The sequence below is a fragment of the Pseudomonas sp. CVAP#3 genome (genome assembly GCF_018986375.1).
Classification (GTDB): domain Bacteria; phylum Pseudomonadota; class Gammaproteobacteria; order Pseudomonadales; family Pseudomonadaceae; genus Aquipseudomonas; species Aquipseudomonas helvetica.
Window position 1 is genome coordinate 22,788 of record NZ_JAHMSC010000004.1, and the last position, 19,187, is coordinate 41,974.

Annotated in this window: 23 protein-coding genes and 1 pseudogene; 11 read left to right on the forward strand and 13 right to left on the reverse strand. The window is 57.8% G+C overall.

The genetic code is table 11. From position 1 onward, the window contains the following. Window positions 1-2: 2 nt before the first annotated feature. Complete coding sequence (locus tag KRR23_RS08540) at window positions 3-590, reverse strand: LysE family translocator (RefSeq protein ID WP_216742144.1); 588 nt, start codon at window positions 588-590, stop codon at window positions 3-5. 278 nt (window positions 591-868) lie between these two features. On the opposite strand from KRR23_RS08540, the gene KRR23_RS08545 reads away from it, so the two are divergent. Beyond that, window positions 869-1,153 carry a hypothetical protein gene (locus KRR23_RS08545; RefSeq protein WP_216742145.1) on the forward strand — a complete coding sequence of 95 codons (285 nt, stop codon included), beginning with the start codon at window positions 869-871 and terminating at the stop codon, window positions 1,151-1,153. 69 nt (window positions 1,154-1,222) lie between these two features. Here KRR23_RS08545 and KRR23_RS08550 read toward each other — a convergent pair whose 3' ends face one another. Continuing rightward, window positions 1,223-1,423 (reverse strand): hypothetical protein, encoded by a 201-nt coding sequence (locus KRR23_RS08550; RefSeq protein ID WP_216742146.1) that lies wholly within the window; start codon window positions 1,421-1,423, stop codon window positions 1,223-1,225. A gap of 194 nt (window positions 1,424-1,617) precedes the next feature. Between KRR23_RS08550 and KRR23_RS08555 the strand changes: the two genes are divergently transcribed. Further along, window positions 1,618-1,947 carry a DHCW motif cupin fold protein gene (locus tag KRR23_RS08555; RefSeq protein ID WP_054597108.1) on the forward strand — a complete coding sequence of 110 codons (330 nt, stop codon included), beginning with the start codon at window positions 1,618-1,620 and terminating at the stop codon, window positions 1,945-1,947. Between the two features lie 8 nt (window positions 1,948-1,955). Here the strand turns inward: KRR23_RS08555 and KRR23_RS08560 are convergent, their stop codons facing one another. Continuing rightward, window positions 1,956-2,654, reverse strand: a complete 699-nt coding sequence (locus KRR23_RS08560) for an alpha/beta hydrolase (protein WP_216742147.1) — start codon at window positions 2,652-2,654, stop codon at window positions 1,956-1,958. Between the two features lie 119 nt (window positions 2,655-2,773). On the opposite strand from KRR23_RS08560, the gene KRR23_RS08565 reads away from it, so the two are divergent. From KRR23_RS08565 to KRR23_RS08575, 3 genes are all read left to right on the forward strand, one after another. Continuing rightward, entirely contained in the window at window positions 2,774-3,751 is a 978-nt protein-coding gene (locus KRR23_RS08565; protein ID WP_216742148.1) for an AraC family transcriptional regulator, read from the forward strand. A 128-nt stretch (window positions 3,752-3,879) separates the two neighbouring features. Beyond that, entirely contained in the window at window positions 3,880-4,509 is a 630-nt protein-coding gene (locus KRR23_RS08570) for a hypothetical protein (protein ID WP_216742149.1), read from the forward strand. Window positions 4,510-4,528: 19 nt separating this feature from the next. Continuing rightward, window positions 4,529-5,194, forward strand: a complete 666-nt coding sequence (locus KRR23_RS08575) for a metalloregulator ArsR/SmtB family transcription factor (protein WP_216742150.1) — start codon at window positions 4,529-4,531, stop codon at window positions 5,192-5,194. Window positions 5,195-5,253: 59 nt separating this feature from the next. Here KRR23_RS08575 and fabV read toward each other — a convergent pair whose 3' ends face one another. Next, complete coding sequence (gene fabV, locus KRR23_RS08580; RefSeq protein WP_216742151.1) at window positions 5,254-6,450, reverse strand: enoyl-ACP reductase FabV; 1,197 nt, start codon at window positions 6,448-6,450, stop codon at window positions 5,254-5,256. 281 nt (window positions 6,451-6,731) lie between these two features. Here fabV and KRR23_RS08585 point away from each other — a divergent pair, with 281 nt between their 5' ends. Then, window positions 6,732-8,099, forward strand: coding sequence for a hypothetical protein (locus KRR23_RS08585; protein WP_216742152.1), 1,368 nt, complete (start codon window positions 6,732-6,734; stop codon window positions 8,097-8,099). Between the two features lie 14 nt (window positions 8,100-8,113). Here the strand turns inward: KRR23_RS08585 and KRR23_RS08590 are convergent, their stop codons facing one another. The 5 genes from KRR23_RS08590 to KRR23_RS08610 all read right to left on the reverse strand — a co-directional run bounded on the left by KRR23_RS08590 (window position 8,114) and on the right by KRR23_RS08610 (window position 12,907). Then, window positions 8,114-8,449 (reverse strand): hypothetical protein, encoded by a 336-nt coding sequence (locus KRR23_RS08590; RefSeq protein WP_216742153.1) that lies wholly within the window; start codon window positions 8,447-8,449, stop codon window positions 8,114-8,116. 112 nt (window positions 8,450-8,561) lie between these two features. Then, window positions 8,562-8,951 (reverse strand): cytochrome c family protein, encoded by a 390-nt coding sequence (locus KRR23_RS08595; protein ID WP_216742154.1) that lies wholly within the window; start codon window positions 8,949-8,951, stop codon window positions 8,562-8,564. A 64-nt stretch (window positions 8,952-9,015) separates the two neighbouring features. After that, entirely contained in the window at window positions 9,016-10,014 is a 999-nt protein-coding gene (locus KRR23_RS08600) for a LacI family DNA-binding transcriptional regulator (RefSeq protein ID WP_216742155.1), read from the reverse strand. 105 nt (window positions 10,015-10,119) lie between these two features. Next, window positions 10,120-11,601, reverse strand: a complete 1,482-nt coding sequence (locus tag KRR23_RS08605) for a sucrose-6-phosphate hydrolase (protein WP_216742156.1) — start codon at window positions 11,599-11,601, stop codon at window positions 10,120-10,122. Window positions 11,602-11,614: 13 nt separating this feature from the next. After that, complete coding sequence (locus tag KRR23_RS08610; protein WP_216742157.1) at window positions 11,615-12,907, reverse strand: MFS transporter; 1,293 nt, start codon at window positions 12,905-12,907, stop codon at window positions 11,615-11,617. A 60-nt stretch (window positions 12,908-12,967) separates the two neighbouring features. On the opposite strand from KRR23_RS08610, the pseudogene KRR23_RS08615 reads away from it, so the two are divergent. Beyond that, window positions 12,968-13,623, forward strand: a pseudogene (locus tag KRR23_RS08615) (carbohydrate porin); the annotation flags it as partial. 39 nt (window positions 13,624-13,662) lie between these two features. Here the strand turns inward: KRR23_RS08615 and KRR23_RS08620 are convergent. After that, a complete protein-coding gene (locus tag KRR23_RS08620; protein WP_216742158.1) occupies window positions 13,663-14,568 on the reverse strand; it encodes a LysR family transcriptional regulator in 906 nt (301 codons plus the stop codon). 106 nt (window positions 14,569-14,674) lie between these two features. On the opposite strand from KRR23_RS08620, the gene KRR23_RS08625 reads away from it, so the two are divergent. Next, the gene (locus KRR23_RS08625; protein ID WP_253911997.1) at window positions 14,675-15,583 is read left to right on the forward strand and encodes a pirin family protein; all 909 of its coding nucleotides are present in this window, start codon (window positions 14,675-14,677) and stop codon (window positions 15,581-15,583) included. A gap of 80 nt (window positions 15,584-15,663) precedes the next feature. On the opposite strand, the gene KRR23_RS08630 is transcribed toward KRR23_RS08625, so the two are convergent. From KRR23_RS08630 to KRR23_RS08640, 3 genes are all read right to left on the reverse strand, one after another. Next, a complete protein-coding gene (locus KRR23_RS08630) occupies window positions 15,664-16,068 on the reverse strand; it encodes a thioesterase family protein (protein WP_216742457.1) in 405 nt (134 codons plus the stop codon). Window positions 16,069-16,090: 22 nt separating this feature from the next. After that, window positions 16,091-16,861 (reverse strand): phytanoyl-CoA dioxygenase family protein, encoded by a 771-nt coding sequence (locus KRR23_RS08635; RefSeq protein ID WP_216742160.1) that lies wholly within the window; start codon window positions 16,859-16,861, stop codon window positions 16,091-16,093. A 98-nt stretch (window positions 16,862-16,959) separates the two neighbouring features. Beyond that, a complete protein-coding gene (locus tag KRR23_RS08640; protein WP_216742458.1) occupies window positions 16,960-17,580 on the reverse strand; it encodes a cell wall hydrolase in 621 nt (206 codons plus the stop codon). Window positions 17,581-17,820: 240 nt separating this feature from the next. Between KRR23_RS08640 and KRR23_RS08645 the strand changes: the two genes are divergently transcribed. The 3 genes from KRR23_RS08645 to KRR23_RS08655 all read left to right on the forward strand — a co-directional run bounded on the left by KRR23_RS08645 (window position 17,821) and on the right by KRR23_RS08655 (window position 19,143). Then, the gene (locus KRR23_RS08645) at window positions 17,821-18,138 is read left to right on the forward strand and encodes a DUF2388 domain-containing protein (protein ID WP_054597100.1); all 318 of its coding nucleotides are present in this window, start codon (window positions 17,821-17,823) and stop codon (window positions 18,136-18,138) included. Window positions 18,139-18,316: 178 nt separating this feature from the next. Continuing rightward, the gene (locus KRR23_RS08650; protein WP_216742161.1) at window positions 18,317-18,655 is read left to right on the forward strand and encodes a DUF2388 domain-containing protein; all 339 of its coding nucleotides are present in this window, start codon (window positions 18,317-18,319) and stop codon (window positions 18,653-18,655) included. 146 nt (window positions 18,656-18,801) lie between these two features. Next, window positions 18,802-19,143, forward strand: coding sequence for a hypothetical protein (locus tag KRR23_RS08655; RefSeq protein WP_216742162.1), 342 nt, complete (start codon window positions 18,802-18,804; stop codon window positions 19,141-19,143). Window positions 19,144-19,187: the final 44 nt, after the last annotated feature.

Genomic DNA, 19,187 nt, shown 5'->3' on the forward strand with positions numbered 1-19,187 from the left:
ATTTATGGCAACAGCAAGTAACCCGCACTCACCGCCAGCAACGACGCCATGAACCGGTTAAACAACCGCATACCGCCGGCATTGCCCAGGTACTGTCGCAGAAAGGTCCCGGCATAAGCCCAGCAGGCCACCGACAGGTAGCAGACCACCAGATACACCGCCGCAAACTGCCAGACCAGCTGCGCCTCGCCATCGGCAACAAAAGCCCCCATCCCCGCGACACAGGCCAGCCAGGCTTTCGGGTTCAGCCATTGCATCAGCGCGCCGTAGAACATCGTCGGCGCTTGCCCTGAATCACCCGCACTGAGCCGACCATCGTCAGTGGCGAGCTTCCAGGCCATGAACAACAGGAACGCCACCCCGCACAACTGCACCGCCCGCGTCAGCGATGGCCAGAGCTTTAGCAGTTCATGCAGGCCCAACCCCATCAACACCAGCAACAGCACAAACCCCAGCGTTGCACCCGCTACATGCCGTTGGCTGGCGCGAAAGCCGTACTGCGCGCCAGAGCTCAGTGCAACGATGTTCACCGGCCCTGGGGTGATCGACGACGCCAGCGCAAACGCGGCCATGGAAATGATCAGACTCATTGCACACCTTCTTCAATAACTTCGGGACATCCCGGCGCTCAAAGTAGGAGAACACTGATAGGCCTGTATTGAAGAAAAACACCCCCGTGCAGTCCTCGACATTTCAGATCGAACGCGTCGGTCACCCAGGTGTCATTAATAGTAATGGGATCGCGGTCTCTGCCCCCCCTCACACCGTTGAACGGGCAGCGAGTCCAGACAGAAGAGCAGAGTCACCGATAGGGATGTGGCAAGTGACCCTTGCGCTACGCCGAAATCATTGCGAAGGAGATCCACCGATGGTGACTCACTATAAGACTGCCGGACATCTGGCCTGCGGCCGCCATGGCAGCAATCTTACGTCTACGACTGAATTTGCCCGCGTCAAATGCCGCAGCTGCCGTAATACCGACGCGTTCAAGGACGCCCGAAAAGACGCTCGCAACGCCGCACGTCGAGCGGCGCGTAGAGCCAAAGTCGCCCACGCCTCGATTGACTGGCGCGCATCCTGGATCAAAAGACTCAGCGAGATGCCGGGCCAGCAACGTCTCCCACGGGGATTCAGTGGCCAGCCGTACGTTTAGGATTGTGGAAACACAGAGATCAGTACGCCGATGATTGCCATCGGCGTATGCGGTTTGCGAATGGCCGAATCAGTCGTGCTGCAACAGCCCCGAACTGTATTGATTAAAGTTGTTGCCGATCGCGCTACCGCCAAAGCTCATCTTGTTGGGGCTACGGCCGTCGAATTGATGGCAATCCTCTGAAAAACAGCTGCTGGTTGTCACGCCAGAGCACGCGCTCAACAACAACGTGCCGGTGATCAAAAAGACTTTGACGAGGTTCAACTTCATTTTTCAGTTCCCCTTGGCTGGAAACGAGGCGATGCACGATCCGAGTTAACCATCCTACGCCGCCAGATGAGCTGAAACATAATGAAACATTGCAGACTGACAGCCCGGGTTCAGCTTCTGGAGAAACCCCATCCATTGACAACCTGCCGCCAGCTGCGTAAATCGGTTCTCTCTCCCGACTTCAAGAGCTCGCCATGGATATAGCAGCCATCCCGTTCGGCACCACCGACTGGTCGACCGTCGAACCCACCGTCCACGCCGGCGAACGCGGCAGCGCCTATTGGCGCACCCAGCAGTTCGGCGCAATTCGCGTGCGAATGATCGAATACACCGCCGGTTACCTGGCAGACCACTGGTGCTTGAAGGGTCACATCCTGCTGTGCCTTGAAGGCGAGCTGCACACTGAACTCGAAGATGGGCGCCAGTTCGTGCTGAAACCCGGCATGAGCTATCAGGTGGCGGATAATGCGGAGTCTCACCGGTCGTCGACGGAGACGGGGGCGAAGCTGTTTGTGGTTGATTGACCTGCACGCTATGCCTTGACCGCCTCGGTTGCAGCCTCGTCAATAAACGCCGCCACCTCAACCGACTTCGACGCCAGCGAAGCATGGCTTGCAGCCAGAGTGATGACCTTTCTGGGATTGAGACGGGCCGCCATCATTTTCTGGTTTTGCGGATGAATCATTCTGTCTTCACTGGATATCTGGTACCAGGACGGTTTGTTCTTCCACGCAGGCGCAGAAATGGTATCGCCAAAAGTGCTGGCAACCGGTGCCTTCTGCGTTACGGCCATCACCAGCGCCTCGTCAGGCGTTAGATCCTGGCAGAAGCTATCGTGAAACTTCTCGGGTTTGAGCCACAGGTAGCCGTCGCTGTCAGGCTCAAGATTGGGCGCTGCGGCAGGAAGACACTGCTGCGTAATACTGCCGGGACTCTCCCCTGCGTCAGGCGCGAACGCGGCGATATAAACCAGTCCGACCACATTGGGGTGATTGCCCGCTTCGGTAATCACGGCCCCTCCGTATGAGTGCCCCACCAACAGGACCGGTCCGTTCAGTTGGGCAATCATCTTGCGAGTACGCTCGACATCATCGGCAAGCGATGTCAGCGGCATTTCGACCGCGCGAATGGACGTATAGCCCTTGCGCGTCAGTTCAACGATGACCCTGCTCCAATGCGCAGCGTCCCCCCAAAAACCGTGCACTAACAAAATCGTAGGTTTATCGCTCATGGCCTGACTCCTATCCGTGAATAAAGACTATTCGCCAATGACTGCAGAGTAGCGTAGCCCTTTGGCGTATCGGGTATGCTCTGGCCGGTCCATTATTGTGGGGACGGTGTCGACCGACCATGACCAAAATGCCGAAGACTGTGCAGAGACACCGAGATAGCAAGTCCCCTGTAAAAGATCTCAGGCATCCCGCTGCCGATGTTTTCTTTGAGGTATTCAACATTGCCCGCATGCGGGGTGAGCTGCTTGGAGAGGCCGTCATTCTGTCTGCAAAGGTGCTGCGGTTCCCGGCCGGCAGGGCCTGTTTCCATGTCGTGCATGACGGACCTTGCCGGTTCCACCTTGCAGGCAGGAGCGAGGCTATTCACCTGTCACCGGGAGACATTGTTTTTGTCCCGCACGGGCAAGGCCATCACATTGAGGGCGGCGCCTTTCCATCGCGTATGGGCAAGCACAGTGACAACGATGCACCAGCCCGTATTACCAGCGGTGTGTTCCAATTTGATGGCAGTGGCGGTCAGACCCTGATGCTCGGACTGCCCGAACTCCTGCATGTAGCCTGTAAGCCGGACGCACAGCCTGATGCCGTCGGATCGAGGGAATGGCTGTCGCTAACCATTGCCGCAATGCAAAAAGAAGTCGAAAGCCCTTCAATCGGAAGCGCTGTCATGCTGTCCAGAATCATCGACTTGATGTTCATCTGGGCAGTACGCCATTGGCTTGCAAGCGCTCCAGAAGGGGTGACGGGATGGATTGCAGCATTGCGTGATCCCGTGATGGGTCACGCACTCGCGTTATTGCATGCAGAGCCTGGAGCCGACTGGACGGTCGAACGACTGGCCGCATTGGTCAATCAGTCGCGCTCCAATCTGGCACACCGGTTTGGACGACTTGTGGGTCAATCACCCATGCGCTACCTGACTCACTGGAGAATGCAGCTTGCCGGCCAGTTTCTCTCGTCGTCAAGCCGGCGGGTTTCGCAAATCGCCGAAGAACTGGGCTACCAATCCGAGGCGGCATTCAGTCGTGCATTCCGACGCGAATTCGAGCTCGCGCCGACTGAATATCGCTCACGACACGGCCGACAACAGCCATAGCTGAACCCACAATGGGAACAGCGCACAAGACGACCATTGATCTGCGAATCCGGCCCACGCCCATTAAAAACATATTTATATGCTTCAATTGATATTGTTGGACAATCCCACGACAAGAGGGTGCCGTCATGAATATCAAAACCTTGGCTTTACTGCTGTTGGCGCTCTGCGCCCAGCCCGTCTGGAGTCAAACTCCTCCCGCCTCGCCTGCACCAGCCGAAAGCGCTGCGCTCACCACGCGCCTGTCGTTGCGCGGCCTTTGGATCGAGCATATTTTCTGGACCAGAAATTACGCGATAGCCAACCAGGCCGCTAACCATCAACAAGCCCAGGTCGCCGCTGCTCAGGTGGTAGACAACGCAACCCGCATCGCCAACAGCCTTGCTCCGCTGTATGGCCAGCCCGCTGCCGATCAACTGCTCAAGCTGCTTGCCGGTCACTGGGGCGCGGTGAAACATTACAGCGACGCCACTGTCGCCAAAGACAAGAAGGGCCAGCAGGCCGCTGTCGCAGAACTGACGAGCAATGCCAAAGCCATTGCGGCATTTCTCGCCAGCGCCAACCCCAACTTGCCTGAAAGCACGCTGGTGACGATGCTGGCAGCTCACGGCGGCCACCATGTCGCCCAGATCGACCAGCTCGCCGCGCACGACTATGCCAGTGAAGCGAAGACCTGGCAGATGATGCGCCCCCATATACTGGCGCTGGCTGACACGCTGACGGCGGCACTGGTCAAACAGTTCCCGGACAAGTTCTGATACCGAGCGAGCACAGACCATGTTTGAAGGATTGGGCCGTACACAGCAGGACCTGCTCAATGCGCTGCTGCACCACGCGGGCGGTATGAGCATTGACGAGTTGGCTGAGCAACTGGCTGTCACACGCACCGCGATTCGCCAGCATCTGGCGGCTCTGGAGCGTGACGGACTGGTGCTGCGCGGCGAAACTCGTCCGACAGGCCGGCGACCGGAGCAGCTGTATCAGCTCACCGACCATGCGCGAGAGCAGTTCCCTCGCCACTATCAGTTACTGGCTAGTGTGCTGATTGAAGAAGTGGCCGACATCATCGGCCCCGTTGAACTGGCTTCGCTCATGCGCCGTATGGGCCGCAAACTGGCCTTTGACCGTGAACGTCAGGTGGTTGACGAAACAAAAATCGTGCAGCACATGAACCAGACGGGATACGAAGCGCAGGTGTTCTTTCGCTCATCCGACGACAAGGAAATCGTCGCGCACAACTGCGTCTTCCACCGCTTGGCCGCGGCCTATCCGGTGGTGTGTGAGCTGGATCTGGCGTTGATCGGGACGTTGGGGGGGGCCGAAGTCGACCATACGGAGTGCATGGTACGGGGCGGCAAAGTCTGCCGATTCAAGCTTCGGCCGATCGAGCACCAAGCAGAGGCTGAAAAGGATGCACCACCCGATCCAGCAACGGCTCGATGATCGGCAAACAGCAGCTGCCTCGCGTTCACGACGTCGAGGCAGCTGTTTACACTTGAGACTTAAGCCTGGACCAGGTTGGAGATCTTGACGTCCGGATCGACGTCAGCCTCGTAGTCCACCCCTTCGATCCCGAAGCCGAACAGGCGCAGGAACTCTGCCTTGTAACCGGCAAAATCGGTGAGTTCGTAAAGGTTTTCATTGCTGACCTGATCCCAGAGTAGCTTGACGCGCTCCTGGACTTCAGGCGCCAGCTCCTTGTAATCCGCGCGCAGACGCCCTTCTTCGTCCATGACCGGAGGATGGCCGAACAAGCTGTCCTTGTAGAGCGCGTAGACCTGCTCGATGCAGCCTTCGTGTGTGCCCTGCTCTTTCATGACCTTGAACAACAAGGACAGATACAGCGGCATGATCGGGATCGCCGAACTGGCCTGGGTCACTACCGCTTTCAATACCGAAACCCGTGCATCGCCACCCAGGTCCGCCAGTCGCTCGCGAATGCTCAGGACTTTCTGGTCCAGGTCCTTCTTCGCCGCGCCGATGGAGCCATTCCAGTAAATGTCGTGGGTCAGCTTTTCGCCCAGGTAAGTGAATGCCGTGGTTTTCGCCCCCTCGGCCAGAACGCCCGCTTCGTGCAGGGCGTCGATCCACATCTGCCAGTCTTCGCCACCCATGACCTTGACGGTACCGTCGATTTCTTCCTGGGTCGCTTCGGCCAAGGTGGTCACGTTGACCTCTTCCTTGTCGGTGTTCAGGCCGCGCTGGGTAACCGACTTGCCGACCGGCTTGAGCGTCGAGCTGTAGACTTCACCGGTTTTCGGATCGGTACGACGCGGTGCGGCGAGGCTGTAGACCACCAGGTCGATCTTGCCCAGGTCGCGCTTGATGGTCTCGATGGTCAGGCGCTTGACTTCATCGGAGAACGCATCACCGTTGATGCTCTTGGCGTAGAGACCTTCCGATTCGGCGAACGTATGGAAGGCCGCGGTGTTGTACCAGCCGGCGGTGCCGAGTTTGCCCTCGACGCTTTCACGCTCGAAGAACACGCCCAGTGTCTTGGCGCCGCAACCAAAGGCCGCGGTGATGCGCGCAGCAAGTCCGTAACCGGTCGATGCACCCAGCACCAGGACATTCTTTGGCCCATCGGTGATCTGTCCTTGCGCACGGACGTAGTCGATCTGATTCTTGACGTTGGCTTTGCAGCCAGTGGGGTGGGTAGTCACACAAACAAAACCACGAACGCGCGGTTTAACGATCATAAATATCTCCCTCTTCCAAGATGCCGAGAGCCAATACTGGCTATAAAAGTCATAGACGCTGGGAAAACGGAAGCGTCACGGTGGCGGGCCGATTCATTGACCTCACTGTCCGGGCCTGTCGCAAATCCAGCGCATACCCTCGATGATTTGAGCCGCTGTTTCCAGTCCGAGAGTGGCGTTATTCAAAAACAACCTAACACGCGGTGATGACATTCTGGACGAACCCGTTTCCATTGCTAGCGTTATCCGTAGAAACACCTCAGGTCGTCAGGAGCAGTCCGGTGAACAAGCCCATGGAAGAGCCTTATGGCGGTAGGCGCAGGACCTATCTGTTCAAGGAATCGCACCTGAGACCACGGCAACGGGCCCTGCTCCTTGCACTGATTCTGTTGCTCATCAACGGTGTCGGTCGATTGTTCATGGTGGACGTGGTCGGACTTGATGGCGCAATCCTCCAGCTTGTGGTGGTCCTCACTGCCTTCGCCACGGTGATCTGTGGCGCCCCACTCATCATGTTTCTTAGCATGGGCTGGTTCACCCGCTACAGCGAATTCCAGAACAGCTTGAAGGGCGGCGCCCTGGCGGCCTATCTGCAACGCTTCTGGTCGACCAGTCTGATCCATTCACTCCAGGACGAAGGAAAGCTGGGGCCGAGCGGTTCCGTCGATGATTGGCGAGCCTGCTCCGACAAGAACCCGGAACTGTGCGAGCGTTTGTTTGCGCGGATCTACCATGAGCAATATGGATTGGTGCCGTTCATTGTGCCTTTCATCATTCTCTTGTTGGTGGCTTATGCCGCGGCAGCCTTGGTCGCCTCCAACTATGTCATCCCCAACTGCGACAACACGCTTAAAGTGGCGTGCGTGTACAAGCTCGGGATTCCACTGCTGGTCAGCTCGCTGGCGGGGGCTTTCATGTTTATCGTGAGCGACTCCGTCCTCAGTATCCGCCGCAAGTCACTGAACATTTCCGATGTGTATTGGTACTCCCTGCGCCTGTTTCTGGCCATTCCGCTGGCAATGGTGATCATGAATGCCGGCGCTGGAGATGGCCCGCATATCGTCACCGCCTTTGCCTTGGGTACCTTGCCGATCGATCCGCTGATGAAGATCGTGCGAAGACTGGGCTTTCCCCAACTCACCGACCAGGACATAAGGGACGGCAGTTCAGACAAGTTGCTGGTCCTGGAAGGCGTGACCCTGCCTGTGGTTGCGACGCTGGAGTCAGAGGGCATCAACTCGATCGAGCAGGTGGCTGCGGCGGATCCGGTATTGCTTTCAATCCGCACTGGATTCCCCTTCAGGTTCACTTTGCGCCTGGGCTCCCAGGCTATCGTGCGGCGTCATCTCGGGGAAAACGCGGCCAGGCTACTTCCAGTGGGGCTGGCAGATGTCGTCCCGGTTTTCCTGCTGGTGCGGGCACTCGATACCCCGGCGGTGCCTACCGGGGATTCCCCCAACAAGTACGACGGACCGTTTCCGCGGATCGAGACACCCGATGCGGTCGTCCAGAACGCGGCCGTCCGCCTTTTCCCCGATGACAATGACCTGCAACGCCAGGCCATCACCCGAATGAAATTCCGGCAAATTGCGGCCGAAGAATATACGGTGATGCTGGCACGGATAACGCCGCCCGATACCGGGTTGTAACTACAGGGCGAAGGTCATTTACGCGCCAACTTATACCTGACGCACTCGTTATAGAAACTCTGCCGGACAGCCTCGGGTTTGAACTTCGATTGACTGTCGTAGGTTTGCTCGGTAATGCCCATGGCCATCATCCGCATCCAGCCCTTACTGAACTTGTATGCCTGGATCTTCTGGCGAGCGGCATACAGCGAGACCCCGGACAGCTTGAGTTCCTGGGCCCTTGCCGCTGTACCCGCGCCCCAGCTGCACATAAACCGATCATTGGGCATCAACTCTCTTGCCTGGACAGAGACCGCAATGCTCGCCAGTACCAGCGAGATCGGCACGATCAACACATTGCGCATTTGCATTCCGCCTAACCACCTGAAAATGAAGCGATTTTGGCGGTAATTTTGAGGCTTCGGGGCCAGCAAAATGCCTTCTGTCCGGCTTTATGGGGGATGACGTTTGTCGAGCTACGGATTATTGCGGCTGAAATGTCTGAAGGTAGGCCAACAGGTTTTCGATCTTTTCCGGATCGCTGATACCCCAGAAAATCATGCGGGTCCCGGGGACTACTTTTTTTGGCGCTTCGATATAGGCGGCCAGCGTTTCGCGGGTCCAGACCACGTCTGACGATTTCATCGCGGTAGAGTACTGGTAGTCCGTCGTGCTGCCGGCATGGCGCCCAAAAATGCCATTGAGTTGCGGACCAAAAGAACCTCGGGCTGAATCGCCCACTTGATGGCAACCGCCGCATATTCGGTTAAAGAGTTTCCCACCCGCATCAGCATCGCCGGCCGCTTCTGCGTGCGCACTGAATACGCCTGTATTGAGTATCAAGGCGACGGTTAGTACTGCGGCTTTCTTCATGCTCTGCTCCCCATCAGGTGTTGCCTACAGCTTTGAAGCACTACAGCGTGCTCTGTGGCCGCTATTACCAGGATTTACGGTCCACGAGGGGACACGAAACCCTATGAACAGAGGGTTCATTCCTGCTTTCGATCAAGTGCTGAGCGGCACGCCGGCCCATTTCGTAATACGGGAGTTGCACGGTGCTCAGCGGTGGATAGAACAACTCGGCAACGCCAATCATATTGTCGTAGCCAAGTACGGCCACCTCGGCGGGAATACGCAGGCCACGACTGAGCAGGTATTGATAAGCGACCAACGCAATGCGGTCGTTGCCACAAATAAGCAGATCGAAGGTCGGCTTTCCATCCGACTCACGCAATTGCTGCTCCAGCGCTACAACCGTTTCCTCATAGGCGTCATCGGTCGACAGGTTGTATTGGGGAACACTGTTCAGGGGGATACCGCCCTCTGCCAGGGCGCGAACCAATCCCTGCTGGCGCAACTCCCAGGCGAGACTGGTTTGCGGCAGGTTGATGCACAACGGATGCCGGTAGCCACGCTTCAGCGCTTGCCGCACGGCCTGGTACTGACCGTCTTCGTCATCGGGGACGTAACAGGCCACGCCTGGCTCTGAACTCATGCAGTTGCTGAGTACCAGCGGCAGGCTGCGGAGCACCTGGGGAATCTCGACGGTACGAAGCTGCATGGCGCTGAAGATGATCCCGTCGGGCTGATGCGACAGCATCAGGTCGATGGTTTGCTGACTCGGCGGAGCCTCGAACACGTTGAGAATAAAGACGTTCCAGCCGTTTTCTCGTGCCGTGCGCTCCATTGAAAGCAGCATTTCTACAGCGAAGGGGGTTGTCGCGGTATCCAGCGCGAAGACTCCAATAGTCTTGCCACTGGAGTGACCGCCACGGATCTTGCGCGCAGAAAGACTGGGGACGTATCCGAGGGACTCGACCGCTTGACGAACTTTCGCCAGCGTTTCCTGGTTCAGCTTTTCCGGGGTGTTGAGCGCCCTGGATACGGTCATGAGGGAAACCCCCGCCAGCCGTGCGACATCTTTAACTGAAGCCATTCGCGGGTGCCATTGCTTATCTGGCCGGGCATCATGTCATGCTTGGCAAAAGCATGACAACACGATGCCCGGCAGCAGGCGGCACGAATGGTCTGCCAGGGGTGCTCAGAGCTTGAGATCGGCCAGGTTCCAGACAGAAATCTCCCCGAACACCCCAGCTCCGTTGACCGCAAAAGCGCTGACACCCTGGCTGTCGGGCCGCGGATAAATCCGACTGCTCAAGCTATAGACGCCATCGTCGACAAACACCTCGATGGACGAGCGATCGAGAAAAATCCGCAGCGCAATTCGCGTTTGCTCTGCTTTCACCGGAACGCTACGAACACCGCTCACGCCAGCACCCGAGTGTTGCCTGTCGAGGACCAGACGTCGGGACATGGCATCGAAATACAGCAATGTCCGTTCCTGTTGGTCTTCACTACAGCGCAGCGCCAGGCCAAAGCGCTCGGCGGTGCTGTCTGCCAGATCCAGATCCAGCTCAAGCTCAAACTCCAGCAGGGCGCCACGAACTTCAAGTGTGCGGTTCCGGGATTCGACCGCGCCGACCTGCAGCATTTGTCGGGATTGCCGTAGCGCTGTCAGCTCACGAGCCGGACGCATACGCAGCCGCTCGCCGTCGCGGCTCAACTCACGTGGCAACGACAGTGCACCGCACCAGTGTTGCGCCTGACTCGGCATAGGGCTGTCCCACATGTCCATCCATGCCCAGAGCAGACGGCGTCCGTCCGGCGCCAGCAGGGTCTGCGCGGCATAAAAATCGTGACCGTGATCGAGTTCGTGGAGCTTGCCTCTCTCAGTGAAATAGCCGGAGTCATCCAGCACGCCCAATCGATAGCTGTTCTGGAATTTATTCCAGTTGTCGTACCCGCTGGGCTTCAGGCCTTGCGGCGAGTACAGAAAAACGTCGCATCCATCCACTTCGAATACGTCCGGGCACTCCCACATGTAACCGTCGGACTCGCGCTGGCCATCCAGGGCACAGCCGAGGTATTCCCACTGATGCAGATCCTCGGAGCGATAGAGTAAAAGCTGCGGGTCGTCCCCCTGACGAGCACCAAGCGCCATCCACCATTGGTCTGCGCGCTTCCAGACCTTCGGGTCGCGAAAATGCATGATGTGCGGATGCGGTGGCGTTTCGATCACCGGCCCATGCTTGGTGAACGTGAGACCATTCGTGCTGCTGGCCAGGCATTGGACCTGGTGAATTTTCTGGTCATCACCCGGTTCCCCTAACCAGGTGTGGCCGGTGTAGATCAGATAAAGCGTATCGCCGCAAACAACAGCCGACCCTGAAAAACAACCGTCTCGATCGTAGGGATCGCTGGGCGCCAGCGCTATGGGCAGATGCTCCCAATGCACCAGATCGCGGCTCTTGGCGTGCCCCCAATACATCGGCCCCCACTGCGCGGAGTAAGGGTGATGCTGATAGAACACGTGGTATTCGCCTTGAAAATAGACCAGCCCATTTGGGTCATTCATCCATCCGACCGGGGGCGACAGGTGATAGCCGAGGCGATAGTCGTTGCCGCGTTCGGGCAGTTTTTTTTCGATGGCGCGATGCGCTTTTTCCAGCAGTACAGCGTGCATGGATTGATCCTTACTAGGGTTCGTAACGGTTGGCTGATTGCGCCATGGCAGGAAGCTCTATCGAATCAAGAGCGCTTGCCCGGGATGATTGGCGGGCGGGATCCGCACGTAACAACGACCATGACAGCAGCAGGCAACTGCCTACCAGGCCAGCCATCGCTACGTAAACGCTCGAGAAGCCAACATGGTCGTAGCCGTATCCAACAAGTGGCGACAGCAGCATCGCGGTCAATTGCTGGGCGAACTGGAATCCCACCAGATAAATCGAGGCCGACAGCCGCGAATCGAAGTTCAACGAAATGTATTTGAATACCGAGACCAGCAGGATCGGGACTTCAAGGGCGTGCAACATCTTGCAAGCGGCTATGGTCCAGGCATCTGTTGCCAATCCGGAACCAAGAATGCGGACGAACATGATGCTGCCAGCCAGGATCAATCCGTACTTGGCGCCTGTACGACCGACCACCCATGGCGCGAACAACATCAAGACCGCCTCGAGCAGAACCTGGGATGAATTCAGGTAGCCATAGGCTCGTGTGCCCTCCTCCGGGGTTGAGAAAAACGAGGAGAAATACACCGGAAACTGCTGTTCGTAGATCATGTAGATTCCACAAACCCCGGTCAGGTACAAGCTGAACGCCCAGAAGCGCGGCAGTGTCAGCAACTTCCAAAGATCGTTAAGCCGCACTGGTTTGCTGGCTTCGCCACCCGCTTGCGCTTCTGGTTTGTTGAAGCGCTTGAGATCCAGGCGGAACAGGATCAGCAAGAACACGACCCCGGCGGCACTGCTCATGTAAAACGCAATCTTCGGGTCAATGTTGAAGACCACACCAACGACGCCTGTCGCACTCGCCCAACCCAGCGAACCCCACATTCTGGTGGTGCCAAACTCGAAACCCGCGTGACGCGACAGTCGCTCCGTATAGGACTCGATGACACCCACGCCCGCGAGCATGGCAAACGCCAGGAAAGCCGCGCCGACCACGGCCCCCAACACCACGTTCTGGGCCAAAAGGTTGGCGTATACGTAGATTGCAAATGGGGCCGAGGCGCAGAGCAGTACACCAATCCATACCAGCAGTTTTTTCGACAGGCCAAGTCGATCCTGAAGAGCACCATAGAACGGCTGAATCAGCAGTGCCGCAATAGCGTTGGCGGCAAAAATAAACCCGGTTTCCGTTCCATTCAGACCGATGACTCGATGAAGCCATATCGAGAACAGCGAGTAGCTGGATGACCACGAAAAAAAGAAGAAAAACAGTAAACCACTGATGAGCCAGTACTCACGTTTGACTGATAGCTGCATGTGACGACCCTCTTGTTTTTATTCAAGTTAACGTTAACATAGCAGCGCATTACGCGTCCTCTCCCTGCTCGCTGTCAAGTGGATCCGAATACCCGGGTGAACAAGGCAGGATTCAGCCCTGCCGAAAGCGGTTCGCACGGCATGCTCGCCTACCATCAGCCTGACTTTTTCGGTCGTGAGGGCTACTTCAAAGCTGCGCTGTTGTATGGCAAGGGCTGGGGGCGGAGGTCAATAGCATCGGTGCCGATGGCGACTTGCTGGACGAGGCTCAGACCGTGCGGCTGGCGCTCTATGGCCATACCCGCCTGAATCAGGATTGGAGCATCGCACCTGCGATGATTGCCGAGCGCAGCAAGGATCGCTATGTCCCTGGCGACGACTATCGCTATGTGACGCTCAACATGCGCCTGGCCAACGAACTGAGCAGCAACTTCGAAATGCAATATGAGCTGAGCTGGCAGAGGATGGACCTGAACGCGCTTGGCTATAAGGACCGACAAACAGCCAATGGTGACTACTGGAAATTCACGTTGGCGCCCACTTTCAAGGCACAAACCGGAGACTTCTTCGCTCGCCCTGAATTGCGTCTGTTCGCCACGTACATGAACTGGTCCAGGGACCTCGATAACTTCAGTGCAACAGACGATTTTGGTCAGAAGGGCTTCAAGTCTGGCGGGGTCTGGCAATTCGGAGTGCAGATGGAGACCTGGTTCTAGGAGCCCTTGAGGGCTAAGCCGGCCCAGCAACGCTTGAGATCACTCGCCTTCAGCCAGCGCGTCCTCCCGTAAATGCTTGATGAGCTGCTCGGCGAAAACACTGACCGCTCGCGGCACCTGCCGACGGCTGGGGTAGACGATGTACAAGCCGTTGTTGAAGCGCCCATGCTCGGGCAACACCTGAATCAGCCGTCCGGCCTGCAAACTCTCGCGCAAGATCGCCATCGGTAACAGGCAAATGCCCAAGCCAGCAACCGCCGCCTTCAACTGGGCCTGCGCGGTGTTGGCACTAAACCGGCCCGTGACCTCGACACTGACGAAGCCTTGTGGCCCGTCGAGATTCCAGGCGGTGCGCGGTGCCTGCCTGGAGCGTCGAATACATTCGTGCATCGACAATGCCTGCACCGTGTCCGGCGTGCCGTGAACCTGTAAATAACCGGGGCTGGCGGCCAACACCTGGCTTCCGGTGCCGACCCTTCGCGCGACCAGGCTGGAGTCCGGCAAATCACCGGCTCTGATGGCGACATCGATCCCTTTGTCGATCAGGTCGTCCCGGCTATCGCTGAGCAGAAAGTCCAACTGCACACCGGGATACTGTTGAAAGAATTCCGCTACCCAGTCCATCAGATAAACGTCGAAAAAATCGGCGGGGGCCGCGACCCGCACAGCGCCGCTCGGTTCCTGGCTCTCCCCTGCCAAATGGCGAGCCGCCTCGATCAGGTCATTGACCTGCGTTGCACTGCGATCATGCAGGGATCGTCCCGCCTCGGTCAGCACCAGTTTACGCGTGGAGCGCTGCAACAAACGCACTCCCAAATGCTCTTCCAGCTGACTGATACGGCGGCTCAGGGTATTGGCCGGCATGCCCATGCGGCGCGCAGCGCTGGCAAAGCTACCCGCCTGCACCACCTGGACAAACATCGCGACTTCATTGAGATCCAGCACCGCATTACTTCCAGGAATGGATGAGTCAAACCCGATTATAACCGCTTATCAACGTATCACCGTCTGGATACGCTGGAGTCCACGTCAAACCATTCAAGGGTGCTACATGACACTTTCAACAACGACATTGAGTCCCCTGGCCTCTCCTCGAGTCCCAGCCTCGCGTGATATCAACCTGCGCACCCGTGGTCATGGGCACGGCCCCATTGTTCGGCTCATGAGCCCCTCGGATCTGGGCCAGTTACTCAAGCCGTTTGTGTTTCTCGACCTGTTCGCAGCGGATACCTCGGTCATTGGCAACATGCCACTTCATCCCCATTCGGGGATCGCGACCATTACCGTGATCACGGAAGGCAACCTGCGCTTTGACGATCCAGACTCAGGTTCTGGATTCATTGGCTACGGCGGAGTCGAATGGATGCGCGCAGGCGCGGGTGTCTGGCATGGTAAAGAGATGTCTGCCGGCACATCAAAGCGGATCCAGGGGTTTCAGCTGTGGATCGCGCTACCGGCAGACCTGGAAAACGCCGTTGTCGACAGCCAATACCTCGAAGCATCCGCCATCCCGGTGGCTGGACCGGCCCGCGTCATCCTTGGTGACTATCAGGGCATCCGCAGCCCTGTGCGTGCGCCCTCAGGTGTGAACTATTTATTGGTCACCCTGGCCGCAGGCCAAACCTGGGAGTACCAGCCACCGTCCGGGCACGAGGTGCTTTGGCTCAGCGTCAGTCGGGGGGCGGTGCATTCGCCGGAGCTAATCCAGGCGGGAGAGCTCGTTGCCTTCACGCCAGGTAACGGTGCGTTGAAACTTGAGGCTGGGGATAAAGAAGACGCGGTGTTTGTGCTGGGGTCGGCCATTCCTCACCCGCACGACCTGAAGATGGGCAATTACTCCGTGCACACCAGCCTGGAGGCGTTGAAAGCCGGAGAGGCAAAGATTGCGGAGCTGGGCAAACGTCTACGAGCAGAATCCTTGCAGAGGACCGGGTCGGGGTCAGTACCGATCTACAAATGACGCCACCTGGATTGCGAACCCCCCCCTCTGCTCATTGTCGAGATCAAAGCACTCTCCGCGCAAAAACCGCAGCGAGATGTTCATGACAGTAGCGCCCTCAGCGCTGCTGGTATGACTACAACCTCCTTGGTTTCGGGTGAAATACACACGTGAGTGACATTGGCGGTGAAAGACAATGTGTCACTGTTGAGAAAGCCCTCGACTAAAAAAGTGAAGGAATGAGTCCCTAGTTTCTCCACGCTGACCTTGATGCTCAACTCGTCGTCCCACGTCAAAGGCCTTAGCAGCTCCAATGACATGGCGCGCACCGGAGGCAATATATCGAACCCCATCAGCGTTCTGAGTCCGGGCGCTCCCAGCCATCTATCAAGCGCCGTATAAATGGCTTCCACTGCAAAATATGAAAATCGCGGGGTGTAAACCACACCTGCCGGGTCGCAATCTCCAAATAGAATGGTTCTGCTGACGAAAACCGCTTTAGGCATCAATCTGTTCTTCCTTGAAATGTCAGTCATATTCCGCTTCCCGATGCTCCCCCAGCAGGCGCCGTTGACGCGGTGTCGCGGCGGCCAGCACGCTGGGGTTGAAGCGCCAGTGCAGGTAAGGCGAGAACTTCTGCGCCACCATTCGCCGGCCGTAGTGTACCTGTAACAGGTAGCGCACGCGGTCGGGGGTTCGGTTGTCGCTACCGGCGTGCCACAGCTCACTGCGAAACATCAGAGCGTCCCCGGCCCGACACAGCACTGGTTTCGCCATACTGCCATGCCACTGGCTTTCGCCGCGAGCAGGCGGTCGCCCGGCTCGGTGGCTACCGGGGATCAACCGGGTAGGACTGAGGTCGGCATCGATATCGTCGAGGTAGAGCTGTGCGGTGCAGATCTGCATCGGCAACTCGAAGGCCGGGTCGGCCAGCAGGCTTCGCGGCAGTTCCATCACCAGGTAATCCAGGTGCAATTGGGCGCCGATGAAGCCGGGATGGCAGCGCCAGGCGGTCTGGCCAATGATGTGACAATCGTCTCCCAGGGCCGCTTCGGCCAGTTCGATGACCCCATCCAGATCGAGAAACGGCAACCAGAACGGGTCGCGGTTGAACACGCATTTGTAATGGTCAAGCAAGCCGCTGTAGTCCCAGTGCTCGGGCTTCAGGCCATCTATTGCATGGCGCAGCGCGCTGATTTGGGTGCTATCCAGCACGCCGGGCAGCACCACAAAACCGTCCTGATGCAAGGCTTGAAGGCGGTTGGCAGTCAGTGATGACAAGCACTCGGTAGTGTCCATGTTGCGCACCCGAAAAATGCCGACAACTCCCACTCATACTGGCACTGCGCGGGGCGCTTCGCCACGTTTGCATCCTGACGGAATCTGAGCGAACGCGTCTATCGTGCGGTACCGTCGTGAGGCTTATAAAAGACAAATTTTCGGGTCTCGGCGGTCTTGATGTATTCCCTGGCCCATTCGGGTTTCACGTGCTTACTATGGAAATACATGGCGCCATGGGTTCGGTCAGTGAGTTGGTGATTGAGCGCTTTTCGCGCTATTTCCGTAGCAGCCGCATAGGGAGCGTCTTCGTCGGTATGATCCGAACGTCGATCACACCACCACGAAAACTGGCAAGCATGCTTTTGCGAACCTTGCTTGACCACCTCGCACACCGTACCTGGAAAACCTTCATGGCCTAGCCGGTTCAACACCACATTGGCAACCGCTTCCATGTCGGCCAATTCCCCACCTTTGGCCTCCCAGAAAATAGTGCGTGAAAGGCAAGTTATTGCATCCTTCAAAGGTGCTTTGCCTGCCGGATCGACCGCCTGCGCTTCGGAGGGCGTAATCGCCTCGGCCTTGGGCACCGGCGTCTTACTGCCGTTTTCCGCAGTCTTCTGTTCCAGGACCTGCGCCTTGTCCACCGCCACCGCCTTGTTCTGCACTTGGTCGGCCGCGCTCGCCTGCCCGCCGAAAAGGGCTATCGCAAGGCAGGTGGCTATACAGATCAGGCGCATGGTCGAACCTTCTTGCCGAGTCATGTTGGCGGCTCCGCTTATTGCGGTCGACACCGTAGCGGCCCAATCATTCCAACAGACTGACAGCTGGCAACTATTGCCGCTGCGTATCAACCCGACCGGCCACTCACCCTTCTGCTTTGCGTGTAGATATGCCGACGCAGGGGAACTCCTGACTGCCGCCACACCTCCAAATTTAAGTAGCACATCCGTTGCTTCATCCATTCGGAGGACGCCGTCATGCGTCGCACACTTGTCATCTCTTCGCTAATCCTTTGTCTGCCCTTTGGTTCGGCCTTTGCCCGTGTGGATGCACGCGATGTCGCCACCTCGGCAGGGGTTTCCGCATCCCTTTACTCAACGTTCAAGGACCACAAACTGGTCGTTTCCGCCCGCGATGACGCTTCCAGCTTCGTGGCGAGTGGAGGTGCCATTCGCGGTGCCTATCTGGAGTCGGAGTTGAAACGGATTCGACTTGAACACCCAGGCCTCAAGGCCAGCGACGAAGATCTGGCCCAAGCAATCCTCATTCAAGCCGAGGCACCTGCCGATCACTAGAGGCATACGCACGTCAGTGACAGACTTCGGGGCTCACCGGGATGATGACGTTGGCCTAACGTCCCGGTCCTCGGCCTCTGTACTGACATGCACCACCGACCAGGAACTACTGTCCGACGCCACGTATCAAAAAACATAAGGCCGATCACTCAGGCCTCATGCATACGGAGGACTCGCCATGCGACGTATATTCCTCATTCCTTTGCTGGTGCTGCTTTGCCTGCCCTTTGGTTCGGCCATGGCCCACAGGCGCCATATGCCCGACATTGATGCGCGCGATGTGGCGACGTCGGCAGGGATTTCCTTGTCGCTGTACTCGACACTCAGAGACGACAAAATCGTCACGCCAGCCCGCGAAGACCTCTCCAGCTTCGTCGCGAGCGGCGGCGCCATTCGCGACGCCAATCTGGAGTCGATGTTGATGCAGGCTCGACGCGATCATCCTGGCCTCAAGGCCAGTGACGAAGAGCTGGCCCAGGCGCTGCTCGTTCAATCCGAGGCACCTGCTGATCACTAGAGATACGGTGAAGTGTCGAGTCGATCCCTCCTGCAAGGGATCGACGACACGACCGTGAGTCGGCATCGTCGTTGCACTCGCAAGCCGCTCAAAATCATCCCCAAATTTAATGGTCAGGTAATACATCCCCGACTAAACTCGCGTACATGAAACGCTACCTGCGATTTTGCCTCATCTTCCTGATTAGCCTGGCGCTTCCCCTCAGCGGGATGGCGGGCGTCCAGGCGCCCACCGAGCCTTGCCCCATGCAAACCATGGGCATGGCGATGATGGATGGCATGGGGCAAGACTGCTGCCACGACATGAAAAGCCCCATCGAGCACGGTAAACCCTGCAAGCCGGGCCAGGAATGCAAGACGGGCGGCATGCTGCAAGTCTCGATCATCAAGCCTCCTGTTACCTTGTTCAGCCCTGTTGCACTTTCCTTCTCCAGCGATTTCCTGCCAGTACAAACCCCTTCAGGGGTGTGGCGACCGCCCCGCGTTTGATTCCTGTACCACGTTGAGCCTCATTCCGCTTTAGCGGGATGGCA